19 protein-coding genes are annotated in these 19,486 nt (G+C 65.4%); 9 read left to right on the top strand and 10 right to left on the bottom strand.

Going from position 1 to position 19,486, the window contains the following annotated elements; all coding sequences use genetic code 11:
- The first annotated feature begins 33 nt into the window (after nt 1-33).
- Both lipA and O6Y00_RS11540 read left to right on the top strand, forming a co-directional pair.
- Nucleotides 34-960: a lipoyl synthase gene (gene lipA, locus O6Y00_RS11535; RefSeq protein WP_353442762.1), complete on the top strand. Its 927-nt coding sequence runs from the start codon at nt 34-36 to the stop codon at nt 958-960.
- Nucleotides 960-1,433, top strand: a complete 474-nt coding sequence (locus O6Y00_RS11540) for a type II toxin-antitoxin system RatA family toxin (RefSeq protein ID WP_353442763.1) — start codon at nt 960-962, stop codon at nt 1,431-1,433. The genes lipA and O6Y00_RS11540 overlap by 1 nt, the downstream gene beginning before the upstream one ends.
- Here the strand turns inward: O6Y00_RS11540 and O6Y00_RS11545 are convergent.
- From O6Y00_RS11545 to O6Y00_RS11555, 3 genes are read right to left on the bottom strand one after another with little or no spacing between them, the layout of a single operon-like run.
- A complete protein-coding gene (locus O6Y00_RS11545; protein ID WP_353442764.1) occupies nt 1,379-1,894 on the bottom strand; it encodes a CinA family protein in 516 nt (171 codons plus the stop codon). The genes O6Y00_RS11540 and O6Y00_RS11545 overlap by 55 nt on opposite strands.
- Complete coding sequence (locus O6Y00_RS11550; RefSeq protein ID WP_353442765.1) at nt 1,894-2,418, bottom strand: hypothetical protein; 525 nt, start codon at nt 2,416-2,418, stop codon at nt 1,894-1,896. Before O6Y00_RS11550 ends, O6Y00_RS11545 begins: the two co-directional genes overlap by 1 nt.
- On the bottom strand, nt 2,415-3,563 hold the full coding sequence (locus O6Y00_RS11555; protein WP_353442766.1) for a bifunctional 2-C-methyl-D-erythritol 4-phosphate cytidylyltransferase/2-C-methyl-D-erythritol 2,4-cyclodiphosphate synthase: 1,149 nt from the start codon (nt 3,561-3,563) through the stop codon (nt 2,415-2,417). Before O6Y00_RS11555 ends, O6Y00_RS11550 begins: the two co-directional genes overlap by 4 nt.
- 91 nt (nt 3,564-3,654) lie before the next feature.
- Here O6Y00_RS11555 and dusB point away from each other — a divergent pair, with 91 nt between their 5' ends.
- The 7 genes from dusB (at nt 3,655) to hflX (ending at nt 12,769) form a co-directional block, all read left to right on the top strand.
- Nucleotides 3,655-4,653, top strand: a complete 999-nt coding sequence (gene dusB, locus O6Y00_RS11560) for a tRNA dihydrouridine synthase DusB (RefSeq protein ID WP_056058746.1) — start codon at nt 3,655-3,657, stop codon at nt 4,651-4,653.
- Nucleotides 4,640-5,704: a two-component system sensor histidine kinase NtrB gene (locus O6Y00_RS11565; protein ID WP_353442767.1), complete on the top strand. Its 1,065-nt coding sequence runs from the start codon at nt 4,640-4,642 to the stop codon at nt 5,702-5,704. The genes dusB and O6Y00_RS11565 overlap by 14 nt, the downstream gene beginning before the upstream one ends.
- A 10-nt stretch (nt 5,705-5,714) precedes the next feature.
- Nucleotides 5,715-7,154, top strand: a complete 1,440-nt coding sequence (gene ntrC / locus O6Y00_RS11570; protein WP_353442768.1) for a nitrogen regulation protein NR(I) — start codon at nt 5,715-5,717, stop codon at nt 7,152-7,154.
- Between the two features lie 52 nt (nt 7,155-7,206).
- On the top strand, nt 7,207-9,453 hold the full coding sequence (locus O6Y00_RS11575) for a sensor histidine kinase (protein WP_353442769.1): 2,247 nt from the start codon (nt 7,207-7,209) through the stop codon (nt 9,451-9,453).
- Between the two features lie 4 nt (nt 9,454-9,457).
- Nucleotides 9,458-10,834: a sigma-54-dependent transcriptional regulator gene (locus O6Y00_RS11580; RefSeq protein WP_353442770.1), complete on the top strand. Its 1,377-nt coding sequence runs from the start codon at nt 9,458-9,460 to the stop codon at nt 10,832-10,834.
- Between the two features lie 103 nt (nt 10,835-10,937).
- A complete protein-coding gene (gene hfq, locus O6Y00_RS11585) occupies nt 10,938-11,480 on the top strand; it encodes an RNA chaperone Hfq (protein ID WP_353442771.1) in 543 nt (180 codons plus the stop codon).
- A complete protein-coding gene (hflX, locus tag O6Y00_RS11590) occupies nt 11,477-12,769 on the top strand; it encodes a GTPase HflX (RefSeq protein ID WP_353442772.1) in 1,293 nt (430 codons plus the stop codon). Before hfq ends, hflX begins: the two co-directional genes overlap by 4 nt.
- On the opposite strand, the gene mazG is transcribed toward hflX, so the two are convergent.
- The 7 genes from mazG to O6Y00_RS11625 all read right to left on the bottom strand — a co-directional run bounded on the left by mazG (nt 12,750) and on the right by O6Y00_RS11625 (nt 19,481).
- The gene (gene mazG, locus O6Y00_RS11595; protein WP_353442773.1) at nt 12,750-13,484 is read right to left on the bottom strand and encodes a nucleoside triphosphate pyrophosphohydrolase; all 735 of its coding nucleotides are present in this window, start codon (nt 13,482-13,484) and stop codon (nt 12,750-12,752) included. The two genes, hflX and mazG, sit on opposite strands and share 20 nt — an antisense overlap.
- A 63-nt stretch (nt 13,485-13,547) precedes the next feature.
- Nucleotides 13,548-14,141 carry a retropepsin-like aspartic protease family protein gene (locus O6Y00_RS11600; protein ID WP_353442774.1) on the bottom strand — a complete coding sequence of 198 codons (594 nt, stop codon included), beginning with the start codon at nt 14,139-14,141 and terminating at the stop codon, nt 13,548-13,550.
- Complete coding sequence (locus O6Y00_RS11605; RefSeq protein ID WP_353442775.1) at nt 14,138-14,902, bottom strand: MBL fold metallo-hydrolase; 765 nt, start codon at nt 14,900-14,902, stop codon at nt 14,138-14,140. The genes O6Y00_RS11600 and O6Y00_RS11605 overlap by 4 nt, the downstream gene beginning before the upstream one ends.
- Nucleotides 14,899-15,687 carry a TatD family hydrolase gene (locus tag O6Y00_RS11610; protein ID WP_353442776.1) on the bottom strand — a complete coding sequence of 263 codons (789 nt, stop codon included), beginning with the start codon at nt 15,685-15,687 and terminating at the stop codon, nt 14,899-14,901. The genes O6Y00_RS11605 and O6Y00_RS11610 overlap by 4 nt, the downstream gene beginning before the upstream one ends.
- Nucleotides 15,687-17,246: a methionine--tRNA ligase gene (gene metG / locus O6Y00_RS11615; RefSeq protein ID WP_353442777.1), complete on the bottom strand. Its 1,560-nt coding sequence runs from the start codon at nt 17,244-17,246 to the stop codon at nt 15,687-15,689. The genes O6Y00_RS11610 and metG overlap by 1 nt, the downstream gene beginning before the upstream one ends.
- 62 nt (nt 17,247-17,308) lie before the next feature.
- Complete coding sequence (locus tag O6Y00_RS11620) at nt 17,309-18,286, bottom strand: AAA family ATPase (RefSeq protein WP_353442778.1); 978 nt, start codon at nt 18,284-18,286, stop codon at nt 17,309-17,311.
- Between the two features lie 31 nt (nt 18,287-18,317).
- Complete coding sequence (locus tag O6Y00_RS11625) at nt 18,318-19,481, bottom strand: D-alanyl-D-alanine carboxypeptidase family protein (RefSeq protein WP_353442779.1); 1,164 nt, start codon at nt 19,479-19,481, stop codon at nt 18,318-18,320.
- Nucleotides 19,482-19,486: the final 5 nt, after the last annotated feature.

Raw genomic sequence — 19,486 nt, forward strand, 5'->3', positions numbered from 1 at the left:
GTCTCAACGACCGGGCGGGGCTATCTGGCGTGCATGAACGACATGACCCCGATGGCTGCGCCGGTCCGTGCCCGCAAGCCCGACTGGATCCGCGTCAAGGCGCCGACCTCCGCTGGCTTCGCAAAAACGCGTGAGCTCATGCGGTCCAAAAGCCTTACCACCGTATGTGAAGAGGCGGCATGCCCCAACATCGGCGAGTGCTGGTCGAAGAAGCATGCGACGGTCATGATTCTCGGCGATACCTGCACGCGGGCGTGTGCGTTCTGCAACGTCAAGACCGGCATGCCGCGCGCGGTCGATCGGATGGAGCCGCAGAACGTCGCCGATGCAGCGGCGCAAATGGGCCTCAACCACATCGTCATCACCTCGGTCGATCGCGACGATCTTCCGGACGGTGGTGCGTCGCAGTTCGTGAAGGTAATCCATGCGATCCGCGCGTCGAACCCGACGACGACGATCGAGATCTTGACTCCAGACTTCCGCAACAAGGCGCAGGCCGCGATCGAGTCGATCGTCGAGGCGCGTCCCGACGTCTACAACCATAACCTCGAGACGGTGCCGCGGCTCTATCCGACGATCCGGCCAGGTGCGCGGTATTATGCGTCGCTGCGATTGTTGGAGAGCGTGAAGAAGCATGATCCGTCGATCTTCACCAAGTCGGGCGTGATGCTCGGGCTCGGCGAGGAGCGTCTGGAGATTCATCAGGTGATGGACGACATGCGCTGCGCCGACATCGATTTCCTGACGATGGGGCAGTATCTCCAACCGACTCCGCGCCATGCCAAGGTCGCCGAGTTCGTGCCGCCCAAGGCGTTCGACGCCTATGCCTCGATCGCGCGCGCCAAGGGCTTCCTGCTCGTCGCGTCGTCGCCGCTGACGCGGTCGAGCTATCACGCCGGCGATGATTTCGAACGGTTGCGCGCAAACCGCGACGCCAAGCTGGGCGTCGCGCGCATCTGATGCCGAAGCATTCGGAAACGCGCCATTTGCCCTACACGCCTGAGCAGATGTTCGACCTGGTGGCCGATGTCGGCCGCTATGCCGAGTTCCTGCCTTGGGTCAGTGCGATGCGGGTGCGCTCGAACAGCGAGACCGAGACGCTCGCCGACATGATCGTCGGCTTCAAGGGGCTGCGCGAGACGTTCACGTCGCGCGTGCAGAAGGTCCGGCCGAGCGAACTCAACGTCGATTACGTCGATGGCCCGCTCAAGTATCTGCGCAACGAATGGCATTTCCGACCCGAGCCGCAGGGCTGCGCGGTCGACTTCACCGTCGACTTTGCGTTCAAGAACCGGATGTTCGAGATGATCGCCGGGCAGGTATTCGGCGCTGCACTGCGGAAGATGATCGGCGCGTTCGAGACCCGCGCCGCGGAGCTTTACGGGGCCGAAGCGTCCGGCAGCAAAAGTTCGAGCGCGCACAACGCTGCCTGAAGCCGTATCCCGCCGCGGCCGAGATCGCCGAAATTCTTGCGATCGGCATGGACGTCGGACGGGTCGCGACCCTTCTCAGCACGACCAAATACGACGGTGCCGACTGGCTTCTTGAGCGATCCGCCACCGGGGCCTGCAACGCCGGTGATGGCCACGGCGATATCAGCGCCCGACTGCTTGAGCGCGGCCTGCGCCATGCTCCACGCCACCGCGATCGAGACCGCGCCGAACGTTTCCAGCACGTCCGAACTGATCTTCAGGACGCCGAGCTTGGCGGCGTTCGAATAGGTGACGAAGCCGACCTCGAACACGTCGGACGACCCGGGGATCTCGGTCAGGGCAGCCGCGACGAGCCCACCGGTGCAGCTCTCGGCGACCGCGACCCGGCGGCCGATCGCGCGGTTCTGCTCGACCACTTTGCGTGCGGCATCGACCAGTTCGGCAGGAAGGATCGTATCCATCAGCGAGTCTCCACCGGGCAGAGCAGCATCGCCACCGCGGCGATATCACCGCTGCGCGACTTCTGGGATTTGAGGTACCGCAACGTCTCGACGACGATGCCCGCGGTGTTGCGCGGTGGCAAGGGCTGGAGCAGCGTCACCATCCGGTCGATCGTTCCGCAATCGCGCGTGGCGATCCGCCCGACGATCTGCGGCACCAGCAGCGTCGTCAGCAGCGGTCGCGCAAACTCCGAATCGAGCATTGCGTCGACGGCAGGATCGCTGAGCTTGACGATCGCTGCGCGGGCCGCGGGCCAGGCCCGGTCGGATTCAATCTGATAGCGGTCGATTAGCGCACTCGACTGCGACCGGATGAGGCTGGCGGCCGGGAGTTGCGCCGCGCAGACGCGACCGGTTTCGCGGAGGATATCGGGCATCGCGACGAGGGTCAGCGATTCGGCCTCGGGTCCTGTGATGCAACGCGGTTGCGCGACCGCCGGGCTGGCGAGGAGCGCGATCGCGGCAAGCGCGGCGGCGATCTTCACAGGGGCGATCCAGGAACGCGAACAGTCGCAACCGCCTGAGCGGCAATGCCTTCGCCACGCCCCGTAAAGCCAAGCCGCTCGGTCGTCGTTGCCTTGACGCTGACCCGGTCGACCGTGAGCCCGAGCAGGTCGGCGATTCGTGCAGTCATCGCCGCACGGTGCGGGCCGATCTTCGGCGCCTCGCACATGATCGTCAGGTCGACGAAATCGATCCGGCCGCGCTTGTCGGCAATCAGCTTGGCGGCGTGCTGGAGGAACTGAGCGGAGTCGGCGCCTTTCCACTGCGGGTCGCTCGGTGGAAAATGCGTGCCGATATCGCCCGCCGCGATCGTCCCGAGCAGCGCGTCGGTCAGCGCGTGGAGCGCGACGTCGGCGTCGCTATGCCCCGACAGGCCCTTGTCGTGCGGGATCAGCACGCCTGCGAGCCAGAGCTCCTCGCCGGTTTCGAGACGGTGGACATCGAACCCTATCGCGGTGCGGGTTTCGTAGGCGACACGCGCTTCGGCGGCCGCGAAATCTTCAGGGTGCGTGACTTTCTCGAGCATCGCCGAGCCCTGCACCAACGCAACGCCGACGCCAAGTCGCCGCACCATCTGCGCGTCGTCGGTCGCCTCTTCGTCGGCAGGCCAGACCGCGTGCGCGGCACGGAGTGCCTCCACGGCGAACGCCTGCGGTGTCTGCACCCGGTTGAGGTCCGCGCGGGAAACGATGTCGCCAAGCAGGACGTTGCCGCGCGCGAGCGTATCCGTCACGGGGAGCACCGGAATGGCCGCGTCCCGGGTCTTTAAGGCGGCAACGAGCGAATCGATGACCGCGTGCGACAGGAAGGGGCGGGCGGCATCGTGGATCAATACATGCGTCGCGTCGCCGATCGCCGCGAGGCCGTTGGTGACCGACTCGCGGCGCGTTGTCCCGCCAACGACGATCGGCGCGGTCCCCAACGCGGCGATTGCCAAGCCCTGCTGTCCGTCGGCTAAGACGACGATCGTTTCGGCGATGGCCGGATGCGTGTTGAACGCCTCATAGGAATAGGCGATCATCGGTCGACCGGCGATCAGCGCGAACTGCTTGGGAACCGATCCCCCCGCCCGCACGCCGGTTCCGGCGGCGACGATGATCGCGACGATACGCTTTGCCTGTGTCATGCTCGCGACCTAGCGCTTCGTCCCGACGCTCGCCAGTCTTGCGAAAAACGACCGGGCAGGGTAGGGCGTTGCCTCTTTTTCAGGCACATCCATGCGTAACCTTGCTCCCATACAGATCGGTCCCGTCCGGATCGAAAGCCCCGTCGTGCTCGCGCCGATGACCGGCGTCACCGACATGCCGTTCCGCACGCTGGTGCGACGCTATGGCTCGGGCCTCAACGTCACCGAGATGGTGGCCAGCCAGGCGGCGATCCGCGAAACTCGCCAGTCGTTGCAGAAGGCGGCATGGGATCGGCTCGAGGAGCCGGTGTCGATGCAGTTGATCGGCTGCACGCCCTACGAGATGGGCGAGGCCGCGAAGCTCAGCCAGGATCGCGGCGCGGCGATCATCGACATCAACATGGGCTGCCCGGTACGCAAAGTCGTCAACGGCGATGCGGGCTCGGCGCTGATGCGCGACACCAAGCTCGCCAGCGCGATCATCGAGGCCACCGTCAAGGCTGTCGACGTCCCCGTGACGCTCAAGATGCGGATGGGCTGGTGTCACGACAGCCTGAACGCGCCCGACCTCGCGCGGATCGCGGAAGACCTTGGCATCAAGCTGATCACTGTCCACGGTCGCACGCGCAACCAGATGTATAAGGGCAATGCCGACTGGGGCTTCGTCCGCAAGGTCAAGGACGCGGTGACCGTGCCGGTGATCGTCAACGGCGACATCTGCACCATCGAGGATGCCGAAGCGGCGATGGACCAATCCGGGGCCGATGGCCTGATGATCGGTCGGGGCAGCTACGGCCGCCCCTGGGTGCTCGGCCAGGTGATGGAGTGGTTCGCCACCGGCCGTCGCATCGAGGATCCGTCGATCACCGAGCAATATGACGCGATCGCAGGGCATTACGAGGCGATGCTCGAACATTACGGGATCGAAACCGGCGTCAACATGGCGCGGAAGCACATCGGCTGGTACACCAAGGGACTGCCCGGTTCGGCCGAATTCCGCAACAAGGTGAACCAGGTGCCCGACCCGAAGCAGGTCAAGGCGATGCTGGCCGAGTTCTACGCTCCCTGGCGCGAACTTGCCGCGGCCTGATACGCAATCCCGGGGGCGGCCAGGCTTTGCGGAGCTGTTCGCAGCACTCCCGGTCGCGGTCGTCGTCGTCGATCCAGTCCATTGCATCGCGCATGCCAACGCGCTTGCCGAGCAATTGCTGAACCTCTCCGAGCGGCTGATGATCGGCCAACCGCTCGATGCGATCATCCCGCCGCCCGACGACCCACGTAACCGGGACGGCCACGGGCTATCGGTCTACGACACCGAGATATCGACGGCACGTGGCGTAAAGATCCGCGTCGATTTCGCCGAGACGCAGATTGCCGACTATCCCGGGTGGCGGGCCATCACGCTCCACGCATCGGCAACGTCTCGTCGACTGGGGCATTCGGTCGACCGCGCGGCCGGAGCAAGGGCGGCGGTTGGCGCCGCGGCGATGCTTGCGCACGAGATCAAGAACCCGCTGTCCGGCATTCGCGGCGCGGCGCAGCTGCTCGGCGCGGGCGCGCTCACCACGCTGATCGTGACCGAGGTCGACCGGATCGCCGCGCTGATCGACCGCATGCAGGATTTCAGCGACACGCGGCCTCTGCCGCTCGCCAGCGAGAACATCTATCCGCTGCTAGGCCATGCCCGCCGCTTGGCACTAGCTGGGTTCGCGCGCGGCATCGCGATCGAGGAACGCTTCGATCCCTCGCTCCCGCCCGCACAGATAAACCGTGACGCGCTCCTCCAGATTATCATAAACCTGCTCAAGAACGCACGCGAAGCCGTTAGAAACGAACGCGAACCGCGGATCGTTCTAACCACTGCCTATCGCCATGGCATCACCGTCAGTTCCGCGCCGGGCAAGCCTCGCCTGCCGCTGCCGATCGAGATCTGCGTCTTCGACAATGGTCCTGGTGCTCCTGCGGATATCGCCGATCACCTGTTCGATCCGTTCGTGTCGGGCCGGCGCGAAGGGCAGGGGCTCGGCCTTGCGCTCGTCGACAAGCTTACCCGCGACATGGGCGGGATCGTCCAGTATGCCCGCGAAGGAACACCCGAAATGACCGTCCTCCGCCTCCTGCTTCCCCGGGCCGCCTCATGAGCGCCGCGTCGTGAGTAGCGTCCTGGTCGTCGACGACGACGCCGCGATCCGGACCGTCGTCGCCCAGGCGCTCCGCCGCGCCGGGCACGACGTCACGGTGGCCGACAGTCTGAGCCAGCTCGAACGTGCGCTGGCGACTGCGTTGCCCGATGTCCTCATCACCGACGTTATCCTCCCCGACGGTGACGGCATCGATCATGTCCGCGGCGTGGCCGCGCGTTTCCCGTTACTGCCGATCATTGTCCTTTCGGCACAAAACACGCTGACGACCGCGGTCCGCGCGGCCGAGGTCGGCGCGTACGAATATCTTCCCAAGCCGTTCGACCTCGATGTCCTCGCCAGCGCTGTGACGGGCGCGCTTGCCCGAGGCGGCATGGTCTCTGATGATGCGTTGCATGACGAGGACCGTGCGCTCCCGCTGATCGGTCGCTCGGCGGCGATGCAGGACGTCTACCGAATCATCGCTCGCGTCGTATCGAACGACCTGACCGTGCTGATCTCGGGCGAATCGGGGACCGGCAAGGAACTCGTCGCACGCGCGATCCATGATCTGGGCCCGCGCAGCGCAGCCCCGTTCGTCGCCATCAACATGGCGGCGATCCCGCGCGAACTGATCGAGGCCGAGCTGTTCGGGCACGAACGCGGCGCCTTTACCGGCGCGGCGGCGCGCAACGCCGGGCGGTTCGAGCAGGCGTCCGGCGGCACGCTGTTCCTCGACGAGATTGGCGACATGCCGATGGAGGCGCAGACGCGGCTGCTCCGCGTGCTGCAATCGGGCGAGTTCACCAGCGTCGGCGGTGCTCGGACGATTCGCGTCGACGTCCGCATCGTCGCCGCCACCAACCGCGATCTGGCGGCGCAAGTCGCCACCGGCCAGTTCCGCGAGGACCTCTTCTACCGTCTCAACGTGGTACCGATCCCGCTACCCGCGCTGCGCGAGCGTCGGCAGGATATCGCTCTGCTCGCGCGGCATTTTCTCGATCACGCGGCAGCGCAAGGTCTGCCGCGACGGCGACTGGCTGGTGACGCGCTCACTGCGCTCGGTGCGCATGACTGGCCAGGCAACGTCCGAGAACTCGAAAACCTCATGCGTCGACTGGCAGTCCTGTCGCGCGACGAGGTGATCGAGGCCGAGGCGATCCGGGCGATGATCGGTACGCAGGCAGTCTCGGGGCAGGCCGCCGATGTCGATCTCGCCCAAGCGGTGCGCGCGTTGATCGAACGGATCGCCCGCGAGGATCCCGACGCGCTCGACGACGGCAGCTTGTATGACCGGGTGATCGGCGAGGTCGAACGTCCGCTGATCGAGGCGATGCTCGCCCGCCATGGGCAGAACCAGCTGCGTGCGGCGCGCGCGCTGGGAATCAACCGCAATACGCTGCGCAAACGGCTCGATACGCTCGGTATCGCGGTGACTGACGCCCGCGCCAATGATGCATACCGGCACTGATCGGCAAATTATGTGGTTTCAAGGCAACGGTTGACGTTGTACCGAGGCAACGATGATCGCTTCCGCGACGCTACCCATGGACGATGAGGCGCTTTCGCCCCGGTTCGCTGTTACGCCCGCGATCGAAGCGTTGGTCGTCGCGGTCGCGGTTGCGATCGGCGTGACGAGCTACTTCGTCATTACCGGCGCCGACGCGCCGCAGCGTCTTCTCCCGCCGCCGCTCGTCGCGTTGTTGCTGGTCGCGAACCTCGTGCCCGGTATCGCGGTTCTGATGCTGCTCGGCCGCCGCGTCGCGATGCGACGGGCTGCGCGCTCGCCCGTCGGGGGCGGGGGGCGGCTGCATGTCCGGCTCGTCGGATTGTTCTCGATCGTCGCCGCGGTGCCGATGTTGCTCGTCACAATCTTCGCGTCGCTGCTGTTCCAATACGGCGTGCAGTTCTGGTATTCGGATCAGGCGCGCGGGATGCTCGAGAATGCGACCGGCCTTGCCCAGTCGTCCTACGCCCGCCAGCTCAACCGGTGGCAGGAAGCCACCGTGACGATGGCAGCCGACATGTCGGGCTATCTGCGCGAACGATCGCTACAAAGCCCGGACTTCCCGGGCTGGTTCCTGCAACAGGTCTATTATCGTAGTCTCTCCGAAGGCGCGCTGTTCAAGGTGACGCCGCAGGGCGACGTGCAGACCTTCGCCATCGTCAATCCCTACGAGATCGATTTCGCGCGGCAAGTGACGCCGGGGGCGATCGCTCAGCTGAGGGCGGGAAAGTCGGCCGTCGTGACCGTCACCGGCGATCGGATCCAGACGATCACGATGCTGCCCGGGTCCGACGAGCTGTTCCTCTATGCAGGGCGGGTCGAGGACACCAAGCTGCTTTCGGGTCAGACGACCCGCGCGAACGAGGTTCTGACGAGCTATCGGTCGCTGCTCGCGCGGTCTCGGAGCTTGCAACTCCGGTTCAACGCGGCGCTGCTCCTGATCTCGCTGCTGATCGTCGGCATCTCGGTCTGGATCGCGTTGGCGGTCGCGGACCGCCTGGTTCGCCCGGTCGGAGAGCTGGTGGATGCCGCCAGACGGGTCGCGGGCGGCGACCTCACCGCGCGCGTGCCCGATCCGCGCAGCCGTGACGAAGTCGGCACGCTCGCCAACGCGTTCAACCAGATGACCGGGCGGCTGGAAGAACAGAACACCGAACTCGTGACCGCCAACGGTCAGCTCGAAAGTCGTCGGGCGCTGATCGAGGCGGTGATGGCTGGCGTATCCGCCGGCGTCATCGCGACGGGCCGTGACCGTACCATCACGATCGCCAATGATTCGGCGACCGGGCTGCTGGCAACCGGCGTCGGTACGGACAGTCTGGTCGGACGTCGGCTGTTCGATGTCGCACCCGAGCTCGACGCGATGCTCGACAGCGGCGACCGCGAGGCGATCGTCGAGGTGGGACAGGGGGGCGACATGCGCACGCTTGCGGTCCGCGTCGCGCGTCCGACGACGAACCCGATCCTGACGTTCGACGACATCACGCAGCAGCTGCTCGATCAGCGGCGTGCTGCATGGTCCGACGTTGCGCGACGCATCGCGCATGAGATCAAGAACCCGTTGACGCCGATCCAGCTCGCCGCCGAGCGTCTGCAACGGCGCTATGGTGCGAAAGCGGAGATGCAGGACGGTACGTTCTCGCGGCTCACCGATACCATCATCCGCCAAGTCGGCGACCTTCGCCGGATGGTCGACGAATTCTCGTCGTTCGCGCGAATGCCCAAGCCCGTGTTCCGCGAGGAATCGCTGGTCGATGCGGCGCGCCAGGCGCTCTTTCTGCACGAGGTCGCGCATCCCGCAATCGGATTCCAGCTCGTCAACGACGATCCGGGTCTGGCGCTTGTCTGCGATCGCCGCCAGATCGGTCAGGCGCTCACCAACATCGTCAAGAATGCGGTGGAAGCGGTTGAATCGCGGGGTGAACCCGGCGGCTCGGTGACCATGACGCTGACCCTAGATCCAGGCCGTAGCGTCACCATCGCGGTAGCGGATACCGGCATCGGCCTGCCCCCCGATCGCGACCGGATCATGGAGCCTTACGTGACGACGCGCGCGCGCGGCACTGGTCTCGGGCTTGCCATCGTGAAGAAGATCATCGAGGAGCATTGTGGTACGATCGGGTTTTCTGATCGACCCGGTGGCGGTACAATCGTCACCATGACCTTCGACGCCAAGGCGCTGGCCGCGCTCGACCAAGGAGCATCGGCACCCGAGTTGGCAGGGGAGGGCCAGCTCGCCACGATGACCCGCAACCGGATATGATTTGATGGCGCTCGATATTCTCGTCGTGGACGACGAACGTGACATCCGCGAACTCGTGGCCGGCGTCCTGGAGGACGAAGGCTATGATACGCGCGACGCTGGCGACAGTGACTCCGCGCTGGAGGCGATTGCCGCGCGGCGTCCGTCGCTGGTGCTGCTCGACGTATGGCTGCAGGGCTCGCGGCTCGACGGGCTCGAACTGCTCGACGAGATCAAGCGGCGCGATCCGTCGATCCCGGTGCTGGTGATCTCGGGCCACGGCAATCTCGACACCGCGGTCGCGGCGATCCGTCGCGGCGCGTCCGACTTCATCGAAAAGCCGTTCGAGGCCGAGCGTCTTCTGTTGATGGTCGCCCGCGCCACCGAGACCGAGCGGCTTCGTCGCGAGGTCGCATCCTTGCGCGCGACCGTCGGCCGCGAGACCGATCTCACCGGAAGCTCGGGCTCGATCAACGGCGTCCGCGCCACCTTGAAACGGGTCGCTGCAACCGGCAGCCGCGTGCTCATCATGGGCGCGGCCGGCGTCGGCAAGGAGGTCGCGGCCCGCCTGCTGCACGGCTGGAGCCTGCGAACCGATTCGCCGTTCATCATCGTCAGCGCGGCGCGGATGACGCCCGAGCGGATGGACGAGGAGCTGTTCGGCGTCGAGGAAGCGGGCGATCTCGTCCGGCCCGGCCTGTTCGAGCAAGCGCACGGCGGCACGCTGTTTCTCGACGAGATCGCCGACATGCCGATCGCGACGCAGGCGAGGATCCTGCGCGCGCTGACCGACCAGAGCTTTACGCGCGTCGGTGGCACGCGCGTGGTCAAGGTCGACGTTCGGGTCGTCTCCGCCACCGCGCGCGACTTGGTCTTCGAGATCGCCGAGGGGCGCTTCCGCGAGGACCTCTATTACCGGCTGAACGTCGTTCCCGTGACGATCCCGCCGCTGTCTGATCGGCGCGAGGACATTCCTGCGCTGGTCCAGCATTTCATCGCGCACTACGCTTCGGAACGACGCGTGCCCACGCCTGAAATCGCGCCGGATGCGATGGTCGCACTGCAATCCTACGACTGGCCGGGCAACGTGCGCCAGCTACGCAACGTCGTCGAGCGTACCATCATCCTCGCGCCTGGCGATCGGATCGGCCGCATCGATCTCGATCTTCTCCCGGCCGAAGTGCTCGGCGATCAGGGCGACATGGGCTCGGCCGGATCGACCGCGATCATGGGATCGCCGCTGCGTGAAGCACGCGAGACGTTCGAGCGCGAGTATCTGCGGGTCCAGATCCGGCGATTTTCGGGCAACATCTCGCGCACCGCGAGTTTCATCGGCATGGAGCGGTCCGCCCTCCACCGTAAATTGAAGCTGCTCGGTATCACGGAAACGCGCGACGATTGATCGGTCGTAATTTCGCCGTCCTCTGGACGTAGCGGGATGGCGATCATAGATTAGCATCAGCGCCTGGTAACCGGGCGCGTCTCCGACGCCGGGAAACGGCGCCTTGCGGGCAAAGTCCCGCCAAAAACAAAGGGTTATCCCATTGGCCGAAAAACAAGGCTCGCTTCAGGACCTGTTTCTGAATGCACTCCGGCGCTCCAAGACGCCAGTCACGATGTTCCTGGTCAAGGGCGTGAAGCTCCAGGGCATCGTCACCTGGTTCGATAATTTTTCCGTGCTGCTTCGCCGCGATGGCCAGTCGCAGCTGATCTACAAGCACGCCATTTCGACAATCATGCCGGCTGGACCGATGGACGTCGCCGCGATCGTCGATGCGGTCGGCGAAAATCAGAAGAAGCATCCGCTGCTGCAGGAAATATTCCTCAACGCGGTGCGGAAGTCCGAAGACAGCGTCACGATGTTCCTGATCAACGGCGTGATGCTGCAGGGCCAGATCGCGGGCTTCGACCTGTTCTGTATGCTGCTTCAGCGTGAAGGCATGGCGCAGCTCGTCTACAAGCACGCTGTCTCGACGATCCAGCCCGCCCGTCCGCTCAACCTTGCCGAAGAACCTACCGATACCGATGAAACGGACGATGACGATTGAGTAGCGGGTTCGAACGCGATCGGGACGAGTTCACCCGCGGCACACGGGCGATCGTCGTGCTCCCCGATCAGGGCGACGCGTCGCGCGATGTCGACGCTCGCCTGGAGGAGACGGCGGGTCTCGCCGCGGCGATCGGCGTCGAGGTGGTGGAGCGGATCGCCTACCGCGTCCGTCAGGCAAAGCCAGCGACGCTGATCGGCAGCGGACAGGTCGAACTGCTTGCCACGCAGGTGCGGATGGAAGAGGCGGGGCTCGTCGTGTTCGACGCGAGCCTCAGCCCGATCCAGCAGCGGAATCTCGAAAAGGCGCTCGGCACCAAGGTCATCGACCGGACCGGGCTCATCCTCGAGATCTTCGGCGAACGCGCGGCGACTGCCGAAGGTCGGTTGCAGGTCGAGTTGGCGCATCTCGATTATCAGGCGGGGCGGCTGGTCCGGAGCTGGACGCATCTCGAACGTCAGCGCGGCGGCTTCGGCTTCCTGGGCGGCCCGGGCGAGACGCAGATCGAAGCGGATCGAAGGCTGATCCGCGACCGCATGGCTCGACTCAAGCGTGAACTCGAGCAGGTCAGCCGCACGCGCGGACTTCACCGCGAACGCCGCCAGCGGGCGCCATGGCCGGTCATCGCGCTTGTCGGCTATACCAACGCCGGGAAATCGACGCTCTTCAATCGCTTGACGGGCGCCGACGTCATGGCGGAAGACCTGTTGTTCGCGACGCTCGATCCCACCTTGCGACAGATCCAGCTTCCCGGCATCGACAAGGCGATCCTGTCCGATACCGTCGGCTTCGTATCCGACCTTCCGACACAGCTGGTGGCCGCGTTCAAGGCGACGCTGGAGGAAGTGGTGTCGGCCGACCTGCTGGTCCACATCCGTGACATCGCGCATCCGGACAGCGAAGCGCAGCGCGCCGATGTCGAGACGGTGCTCGCCGAGATCGGCGTGGACGACAACACCCCGCGCTTCGAGGTGTGGAACAAGCTCGACCTGCTCGATCCCGAAACGCATGACGAGATCGCCGGGCAAGCCGCGCACCGGGACGACGTGGTTGCGATCTCGGCGTTAAGCGGGGAAGGGGTGGAGCATCTCGTCGAACAGGTCGCTGCCAAGCTGACCGATGCCCATCGGCGGTATCGGATCCTGCTCGACGCGAGCGACGGTGCAGGGGCTGCCTGGCTTCATGCGCATGGCGAGGTGCTCGCGACCGACGCGGAAGGCCTCGAGACGATCTACGACGTCCGGCTGTCGGAGACGGATTACGACAGGTTTATCCGCCGCGATGCTTGACCGCCTGCCATAGCGCTTCCTTCTGATCGAGCGTCATGCCGGCAAACGCGTCGCCGGCATCCGCCTCGATCGCACGGAAGCGCGTCTCGAACTTGGCATTGCCGTTTCGCAATGCCGCCTCGGGATCGACACCGAGATGTCGCGCCCAATTGGTCACCGCGAACAACAGGTCGCCAATTTCCTCAGCAACGGTGTCGGCGCCGGCTTCGCGAACCTCGTCGATCTCCTCATGGACCTTGGCCAGCGGACCGGCGACGTCCGGCCAATCGAAGCCGACCCGTGCGGCACGCTTCTGCAGCTTGTCGGCGCGGGACAAGGCGGGCAGTCCGACCGCTACGCCAGCCAGCGCGCTCTTGTCGGGCCGGCTTGCCCGTTCCGCGGCCTTGAGAGCCTCCCAGCCGGGCGAATGCGACGCATCACCGAAAATATGCGGGTGACGCCGTTCCATCTTGTCGGCGATCGACGCGACCACATCGGCCAACGTGAACGCGCCGGCTTCCTCGGCGATCCGACTGTGGAACACGACCTGAAGCAACAGGTCCCCGAGCTCGTCTTTCAGATCGTCAGGATCGTCGCGCTGGATCGCGTCCGCGACCTCATACGCTTCCTCGATCGTGTAGGGGGCGATCGTCGCCCAGGTCTGCACGCGATCCCATTCGCATCCGTCGACGGGATCACGGAGCCGCGCCATAATCGCCACCAGCCGTTCGATCATCGGAAACTCCCACAGAAGACACCAATCGACCAGAGCATTCCAAGATCGATAATATACATTATGTTAAATCGTATGGGCTGTGGGGATCAGGACCAGCGTTTTCCCTTCGACCCGCCATGTACCCAGTCGAGACAGGAAATTCATCCCGAGTACGTCCATATCGTCGAACGATGGCGACGTGACGACTCCCAGATCGGTCAAGACGACGCCGCCGACCGCCACCCGCTTGACGGTTCCGGTCCTTGCCGTGACCTGCCCATTCGCGGTGGAGATCACAACCGGGAACGGACTTTCCTCGGCATCGAGCCCGATCGCGCTGGCCGTCGCCGATGACAGCGCGGTCGTGGTGGCGCCGCTATCGATCAGCATGCGGCGTCGAACCCCGTCGATATCGACATCGGCCCAGAAATGCCCATCGTCGGCCATCCGGATCCGGGTTTCGGCGCCACTGACCTGCTGACCGCTGAAGGCGTCGAACAGGCTCGACATCCTGTCGCGCTGGCTTGCGAGCAACAGGCCGATGGCAAAGATGCCGATCCAGGCGGCGCTCATCTTGAGTAGCGGGCCGATCGGCGGCCGGCGCGCGATCAGTGCGGCAAGCGGCAGGATGAGCATGATCGCGTATAACGCGAACTGCGCCGCCCGATCGCCGGTCATGCCGTCAGCACCAGCCCGTCATAGCCCGGCTCGACACCGGCCGGAAGCTCCGCCCGCAAGGTCGCATAGTCCATGCTGTTGTCCATATGGATCAATGCGGTTCGGGTCGGCTGCAGCCGATCGACCCAGCCGAGCACCGCGGGAAGTTCCATGTGCGTCGGATGCGGACGCCGGCGCAATGCATCGACGACCCAGATATCCAGATCCTCATACATCGCCGCCATGTCGTCCGTCATAATATTGAAATCGGTGGCATATCCTATCGACCGCCCGTCTGCTTCGAAGCGCAGACCCGCAGCGTGGATGCTGCCATGGGGTTGATCGGCAACCCGGATGTGGATTCCGCCGATCGTCAATCGGTCGGGCAGCAGCGCCCCGGCGATCGTTGACGGATACCCGCTGCGGCCGTGAAAAGCGTAGGTGAAGCGGCTGTCGAGCGCGGCCAGCGTTTCCCTCCGGGCAAAGCCTTGCACCGGTGTTCCCGCTGCATGGTAGAGTTGCCGAAGGTCGTCGATGCCGTGGCAGTGATCGGCATGGTCGTGTGTCCAGATGACGGCGTCGACCCGGTCGACCTGGGCCGCGAGCAACTGCACGCGCATGTCCGGGCTGGTGTCGATCAAGATACGCACACCGTCATGCTCGACCAGCGCGGACGCGCGGGTGCGATAATTGCGGGGTTCGGCCGGGTCGCACTCGCCCCAGTCGTTGCCGATGCGCGGCACGCCCGACGACGTGCCGGACCCGAGGATCGTGATCTTCACGCGAACGTCTTGCCCAACGTCTTGCCGAACAACCGGTGGAAGTTCTCGGCCGTACGCCGCGATAAATCCTCGACATTCTCTCCGCGCAGGTCGGCGAGAAACTGCGCGGTATCGGCGACGAAGCCGGGTTCGCCGGTCTTGCCGCGGTGTGGCACGGGCGCGAGGAACGGCGCATCGGTTTCGATCAGCAGACGCTCGATCGGCAACCGTGCGGCGGTGTCCTGCAGGTCGCGCGCATTCTTGAACGTCACGATGCCGGAGATGGAGATATACAGCCCCAAGTCCAGCGCCTTGTCGGCGAACGCGCCGCTTGCGGTGAAGCAGTGGATAACACCTGGATAGGCCCCCTTCCCCATCTCCTCCGCCATGATCGCGGCGGTATCGTCCTCCGCATCGCGGGTGTGGACGACGATCGGCAAGCCGGTCTCGCGCGACGCGGTGATATGCGCGCGGAAGCTCGCCTGCTGACGGGCGCGATCGGCGGTGTCGCGAAAATAGTCGAGGCCGCTTTCGCCCAGCCCCACGACGAGCGGATGCCGCGCGCGCTCGATCAGCTTGGCGGCGTCGACGTCGGGATACACGTCCGCCTCGTTCGGGTGGATACCGATCGTCGCCCAGACATCGGGCTCGCGCTCGGCGGTCGCGACGATGTCGTCCCATTCGCTCTCGCGCGTCGAGATATTGAGCATCGCAGTGACGCCGCGCGCCCTTGCCCGCGCCAGCACCGCTTGCTGATCCTCGACGAGCCCCTTGTAGTTCAGATGGCAATGGCTGTCGGCGAGCATCAGGCCTCCGCGGGCATGTCTAGGGGCATTTCGAGGCGGGGAAACACCGGCGATGGTGGTGCGATCCGGAAGTCCGATGCTGCGGTCCGGTCGTACCAGCCATCGTCGTCGATCGCCGCATGATCGCGCTCCCTCGCACCGATCTGGTCGAGCACCTTGCCCGCCGACTCCGGGACGACCGGGAGGATCGTGATCGCGAGCATGCGGATCGCGCGAACGAGCGTGCGCAACACCGCGTGCATCCGCTCGGGATCGGTTTTCCGCAGCGCCCAGGGCGCCTGCGCGTCGATATACTGGTTGCACGCGAACACACCACGCATCCACGCCTCGATCCCCTGCGACAGCGCAAGATCGGTGAACGCGGACTTGAATCCGGCGCACGCGACGACGACCTCTTCGATCAGCATGCCGTCGGCGTCCTGGACCGTACCCACGGTGGGAAAGACGCCCTCCAGGTTCTTGGCGATGAACGACAATGTCCGCTGCGCCAGATTACCAAAGCTGTTCGCGAGCTCCGCATTGACACGCGTGACGATCGCCTCGGGGGAATAGCTGCCGTCCTGTCCGAAGCTGACTTCGCGGAGGAAGAAGTAGCGTAGTGCGTCGACCCCGAAGGCATCCGCCAGCGCGATCGGATCGACCACGTTGCCGACCGACTTCGACATCTTCTCGCCGCGGGTCAGCAGGAAGCCGTGACCGAAGACGGTCTTGGGCAACGGGATCCCCGCGGACAGGAGGAACGCCGGCCAATACACCGCGTGGAACCGCACGATATCCTTGCCGATCAGGTGAATGTCGGCCGGCCAGTATTTCGCCTTGTCGCCGTTCGTGTCCGGATACCCGATCCCGGTCAGGTAATTGGTCAGCGCGTCGACCCATACGTACATCACGTGGCCAGGGCTGCCGGGGACCGGCACGCCCCAGTCGAAGCTTGTCCGCGACACCGACAGATCCTTCAGCCCGCCTTCGACGAACCGCATCACCTCGTTACGACGGCTCTCGGGCCGGATGAAATCGGGGTTGGCCGCGAACAGATCGAGCAACGGCTGCTGGTATTTCGAGAGGCGGAAGAACCATGTCTCCTCCGCGGTCCACTCGACCGGCGTGCCCTGCGGCGAGCGGCGATCGTCGCCCTCCCCCGTCAGCTCAGCCTCGTCGTAAAAGGCTTCGTCGCGGACCGAATACCAGCCCTCGTAGCGATCGAGGTACAGATCCCCCGCATCCGCCATCGCCTGCCAGATGGCTGCACTCGCGGCGTAATGATCCTCGTCGACCGTGCGGATGAAGCGATCGTACGAGATGCCAAAGCGGTCGGCCATCGCATGGAAATACGACGACATTTCATTGGCGAGATCGCGGACCGGTAGGTCGCGGTCGCGCGCTGCCTGAACCATCTTCAGCCCGTGCTCATCAGTGCCGGTCTGGAAAAGCACGTCGCGCCCGGCCTGCCGCTGGAAGCGTGCGATCGCGTCGGCGGCGACCATCTCGTACGCATGGCCGATATGTGGGCGGCCATTGGGATAGTGGATCGCGGTGGTGATGTAGAAAGGATCGGCCATGCCGCGCTCCTAGAGCATCGCCCCGACGAGGTGAAGCCCATCCCCAGCGCCGATCCACCCCGTCAGGTGCGAAGCGTCGCGACGATCCCGGCCATCTCGAACACGGTCGCCTGTGCGTCGAGCGACAAACCGATCGCGGCACTCGCCAGATCGCGCGCGGCGACCTGCGCATCGAGTGCGGTCCGCAACGCCGGGCCAGAGCGCGTCCGTGCCGCCTGCGCGATGAATGCCGGAGCGCGATCGAGAAACGCCTCGTAGCGTGGCTGCGCCGCCTTGAGCCCCAGCGCCTTGGCAAGTTTCAGGCGCCGGCCGTTATCGCGGTCGCCGTCCGCAGCAATCGCCGCGATCGCTGCGTCGATCCCGGCGATGTCGAGCCCGGCATACCGCAATGCCCGCCCCGGCGCGCCATCGCTGGCCCGCACCAGCGCTGCAACCTCCTGCTCGTCCGCATCGGGCCGCAACGCCTGGATCGCCGCCGTTACATCGGCGTCGTTCAACGCCTCGAACCGCAACAGCCGGCACCGCGATCGGATCGTCGGCAACAGGCGTCCCGGCGCATGGCTCACCAGCAGGAAGATCGTTCCCGCCGGCGGTTCTTCGAGATTCTTCAACAGCGCGTTCGCGCCGCCCCGTTCCAGATCGTCGATCGCATCGATCAGCACGACGCGGCGCGCGCTCATCGATGGCGTCGTCGCGAACAGCGGTTGCAGCGTGCGGACCTGCGCTATCGTGATGCTCCGCGCGAGATCCTGGTCGGGTTTCTCGGGGTCCTTCGGCAAACGCGACAATACGCGGTAGTCCGGATGCGATCCGGCCTCGATCAGCGAGCGCGTGCCGTCACCCGCCGGTACGTCGAACCCGCCGGTCGCCGTATCGGGATGAGCGCCGTCGGCCAGCATCCGCATCGCCGCAGCGCGCGCGAACGTCGCCTTGCCAACGCCTTGGGGGCCGGTCAGCAGCCAGGCATGATGCAGCGAACCGCCACGCATGGCCGTGAGGAACGCGGATTGCGCGGCGGTGTTGCCGAAGATCGCGGTCATCGGTTCGGCGTGGTCGCCGCCTGCCGTAGCGTCATCCGAAGAATCCGGTCAGTCCTGCCCATGCACGCCCGAAGAAGCCGGCGAGCGCGACGTCCTTCTCGGCGACCAGCGGCATGCGCTGCTGGAGCCCGTCGGATGTCGTCACGACGAGATCGGCGATATGCTGGCCGGCCTTGATCGGCGCCTTGATCGGACCGTCATAGACGACCTTCGCGGTCAGGTTCGGCGAGGTGCCGGCGGGCAGCGTCACGGTCAGCGCCTTGGGCGCGACAAGGCCGACCGACGACGAATCGCCGAGCTGGACCGCGGCGGTCTCGACCTTGCGGCCCTTCGCGACGATCGGCTTGGACTGCCAGGCGCGAAAGCCCCATTCCATGAACCGGACCGACTCTTCCGACCGCTGGTTGAAGCCGGTCAATCCGGCGACAACCATCACGAGGCGACGCCCCCCCTGCTCCGCCGAGCCGACGAACCCATAGCCGGCTTCTTCCGTATGACCGGTCTTCAGACCATCCGCGCCGGCGACGCGGCCCAGCAGCGGATCGCGGTTCGCCTGGGTGATTGCGTTGCCGCCCATCGTCTTGCCCCAGGTGAAATCGCGCTTCGAATAGAATTGCTTGTAGAGCGCCGGATAGTTGGTGATCGTCGCTGCGGCGAGCTCGGCAAGATCATGCGCGGTGACATAGGTGACGCCGTTGTCAGGCCAACCGTTGGCGGTGCCGAAATGGCTGTCCTTGAGACCCAGTTCGGCGGCCTTGCGGTTCATTCGCTCGGTGAACGCCTCTTCCGATCCGGAAATGCCCTCGGCCAGCACGATGCACGCGTCGTTGCCGGACAGCGTCACGATGCCGTACAGGAGATTGGCGACGCTCACGCTCTCACCCGACGAAAGGAACATCGTCGAACCTGCTGCAGGACCATGCCATTTCGCCCACGTCTCGGGGCGTACGGTCATCATCTGGTCGAGCTTCAGTTCGCCCTTCTTGATCATGTCGAACGCGACATACACGGTCATCATCTTGGCCAGCGAGGCCGGCGGCATGCGACGATCCGCGTCGCGCGAGAACAGGACGGCGCCGGACGACAGATCTTCCATGTAGGCGATCGGTGCCGCGGTCTGGAACTGTGGAGCAGCGGCGACAGAAGGGTGCGCCAGCGCGAGGGCGACGAACGGTGCTACGATCAGCTTCTTCATGGGGA

The sequence above is a fragment of the Sphingomonas faeni genome (assembly GCF_040407565.1).
In the GTDB taxonomy this organism is placed as follows: domain Bacteria; phylum Pseudomonadota; class Alphaproteobacteria; order Sphingomonadales; family Sphingomonadaceae; genus Sphingomonas; species Sphingomonas faeni_F.

Bases quoted from the DNA above. Each gene is read 5' to 3' on its own strand.
- lipA (WP_353442762.1), top strand. From the start codon at position 34: ATGAACGACATGACCCCGATGGCTGCGCCGGTCCGTGCCCGCAAGCCC.
- O6Y00_RS11540 (WP_353442763.1), top strand. From the start codon at position 960: ATGCCGAAGCATTCGGAAACGCGCCATTTGCCCTACACGCCTGAGCAG.
- O6Y00_RS11545 (WP_353442764.1), bottom strand. From the start codon at position 1,894: ATGGATACGATCCTTCCTGCCGAACTGGTCGATGCCGCACGCAAAGTG.
- O6Y00_RS11555 (WP_353442766.1), bottom strand. From the start codon at position 3,563: ATGACACAGGCAAAGCGTATCGTCGCGATCATCGTCGCCGCCGGAACC.
- dusB (WP_056058746.1), top strand. From the start codon at position 3,655: ATGCGTAACCTTGCTCCCATACAGATCGGTCCCGTCCGGATCGAAAGC.
- O6Y00_RS11575 (WP_353442769.1), top strand. From the start codon at position 7,207: ATGATCGCTTCCGCGACGCTACCCATGGACGATGAGGCGCTTTCGCCC.
- O6Y00_RS11580 (WP_353442770.1), top strand. From the start codon at position 9,458: ATGGCGCTCGATATTCTCGTCGTGGACGACGAACGTGACATCCGCGAA.
- mazG (WP_353442773.1), bottom strand. From the start codon at position 13,484: ATGATCGAACGGCTGGTGGCGATTATGGCGCGGCTCCGTGATCCCGTC.
- O6Y00_RS11600 (WP_353442774.1), bottom strand. From the start codon at position 14,141: ATGACCGGCGATCGGGCGGCGCAGTTCGCGTTATACGCGATCATGCTC.
- O6Y00_RS11610 (WP_353442776.1), bottom strand. From the start codon at position 15,687: ATGCTCGCCGACAGCCATTGCCATCTGAACTACAAGGGGCTCGTCGAG.
- metG (WP_353442777.1), bottom strand. From the start codon at position 17,246: ATGGCCGATCCTTTCTACATCACCACCGCGATCCACTATCCCAATGGC.
- O6Y00_RS11620 (WP_353442778.1), bottom strand. From the start codon at position 18,286: ATGACCGCGATCTTCGGCAACACCGCCGCGCAATCCGCGTTCCTCACG.
- O6Y00_RS11625 (WP_353442779.1), bottom strand. From the start codon at position 19,481: ATGAAGAAGCTGATCGTAGCACCGTTCGTCGCCCTCGCGCTGGCGCAC.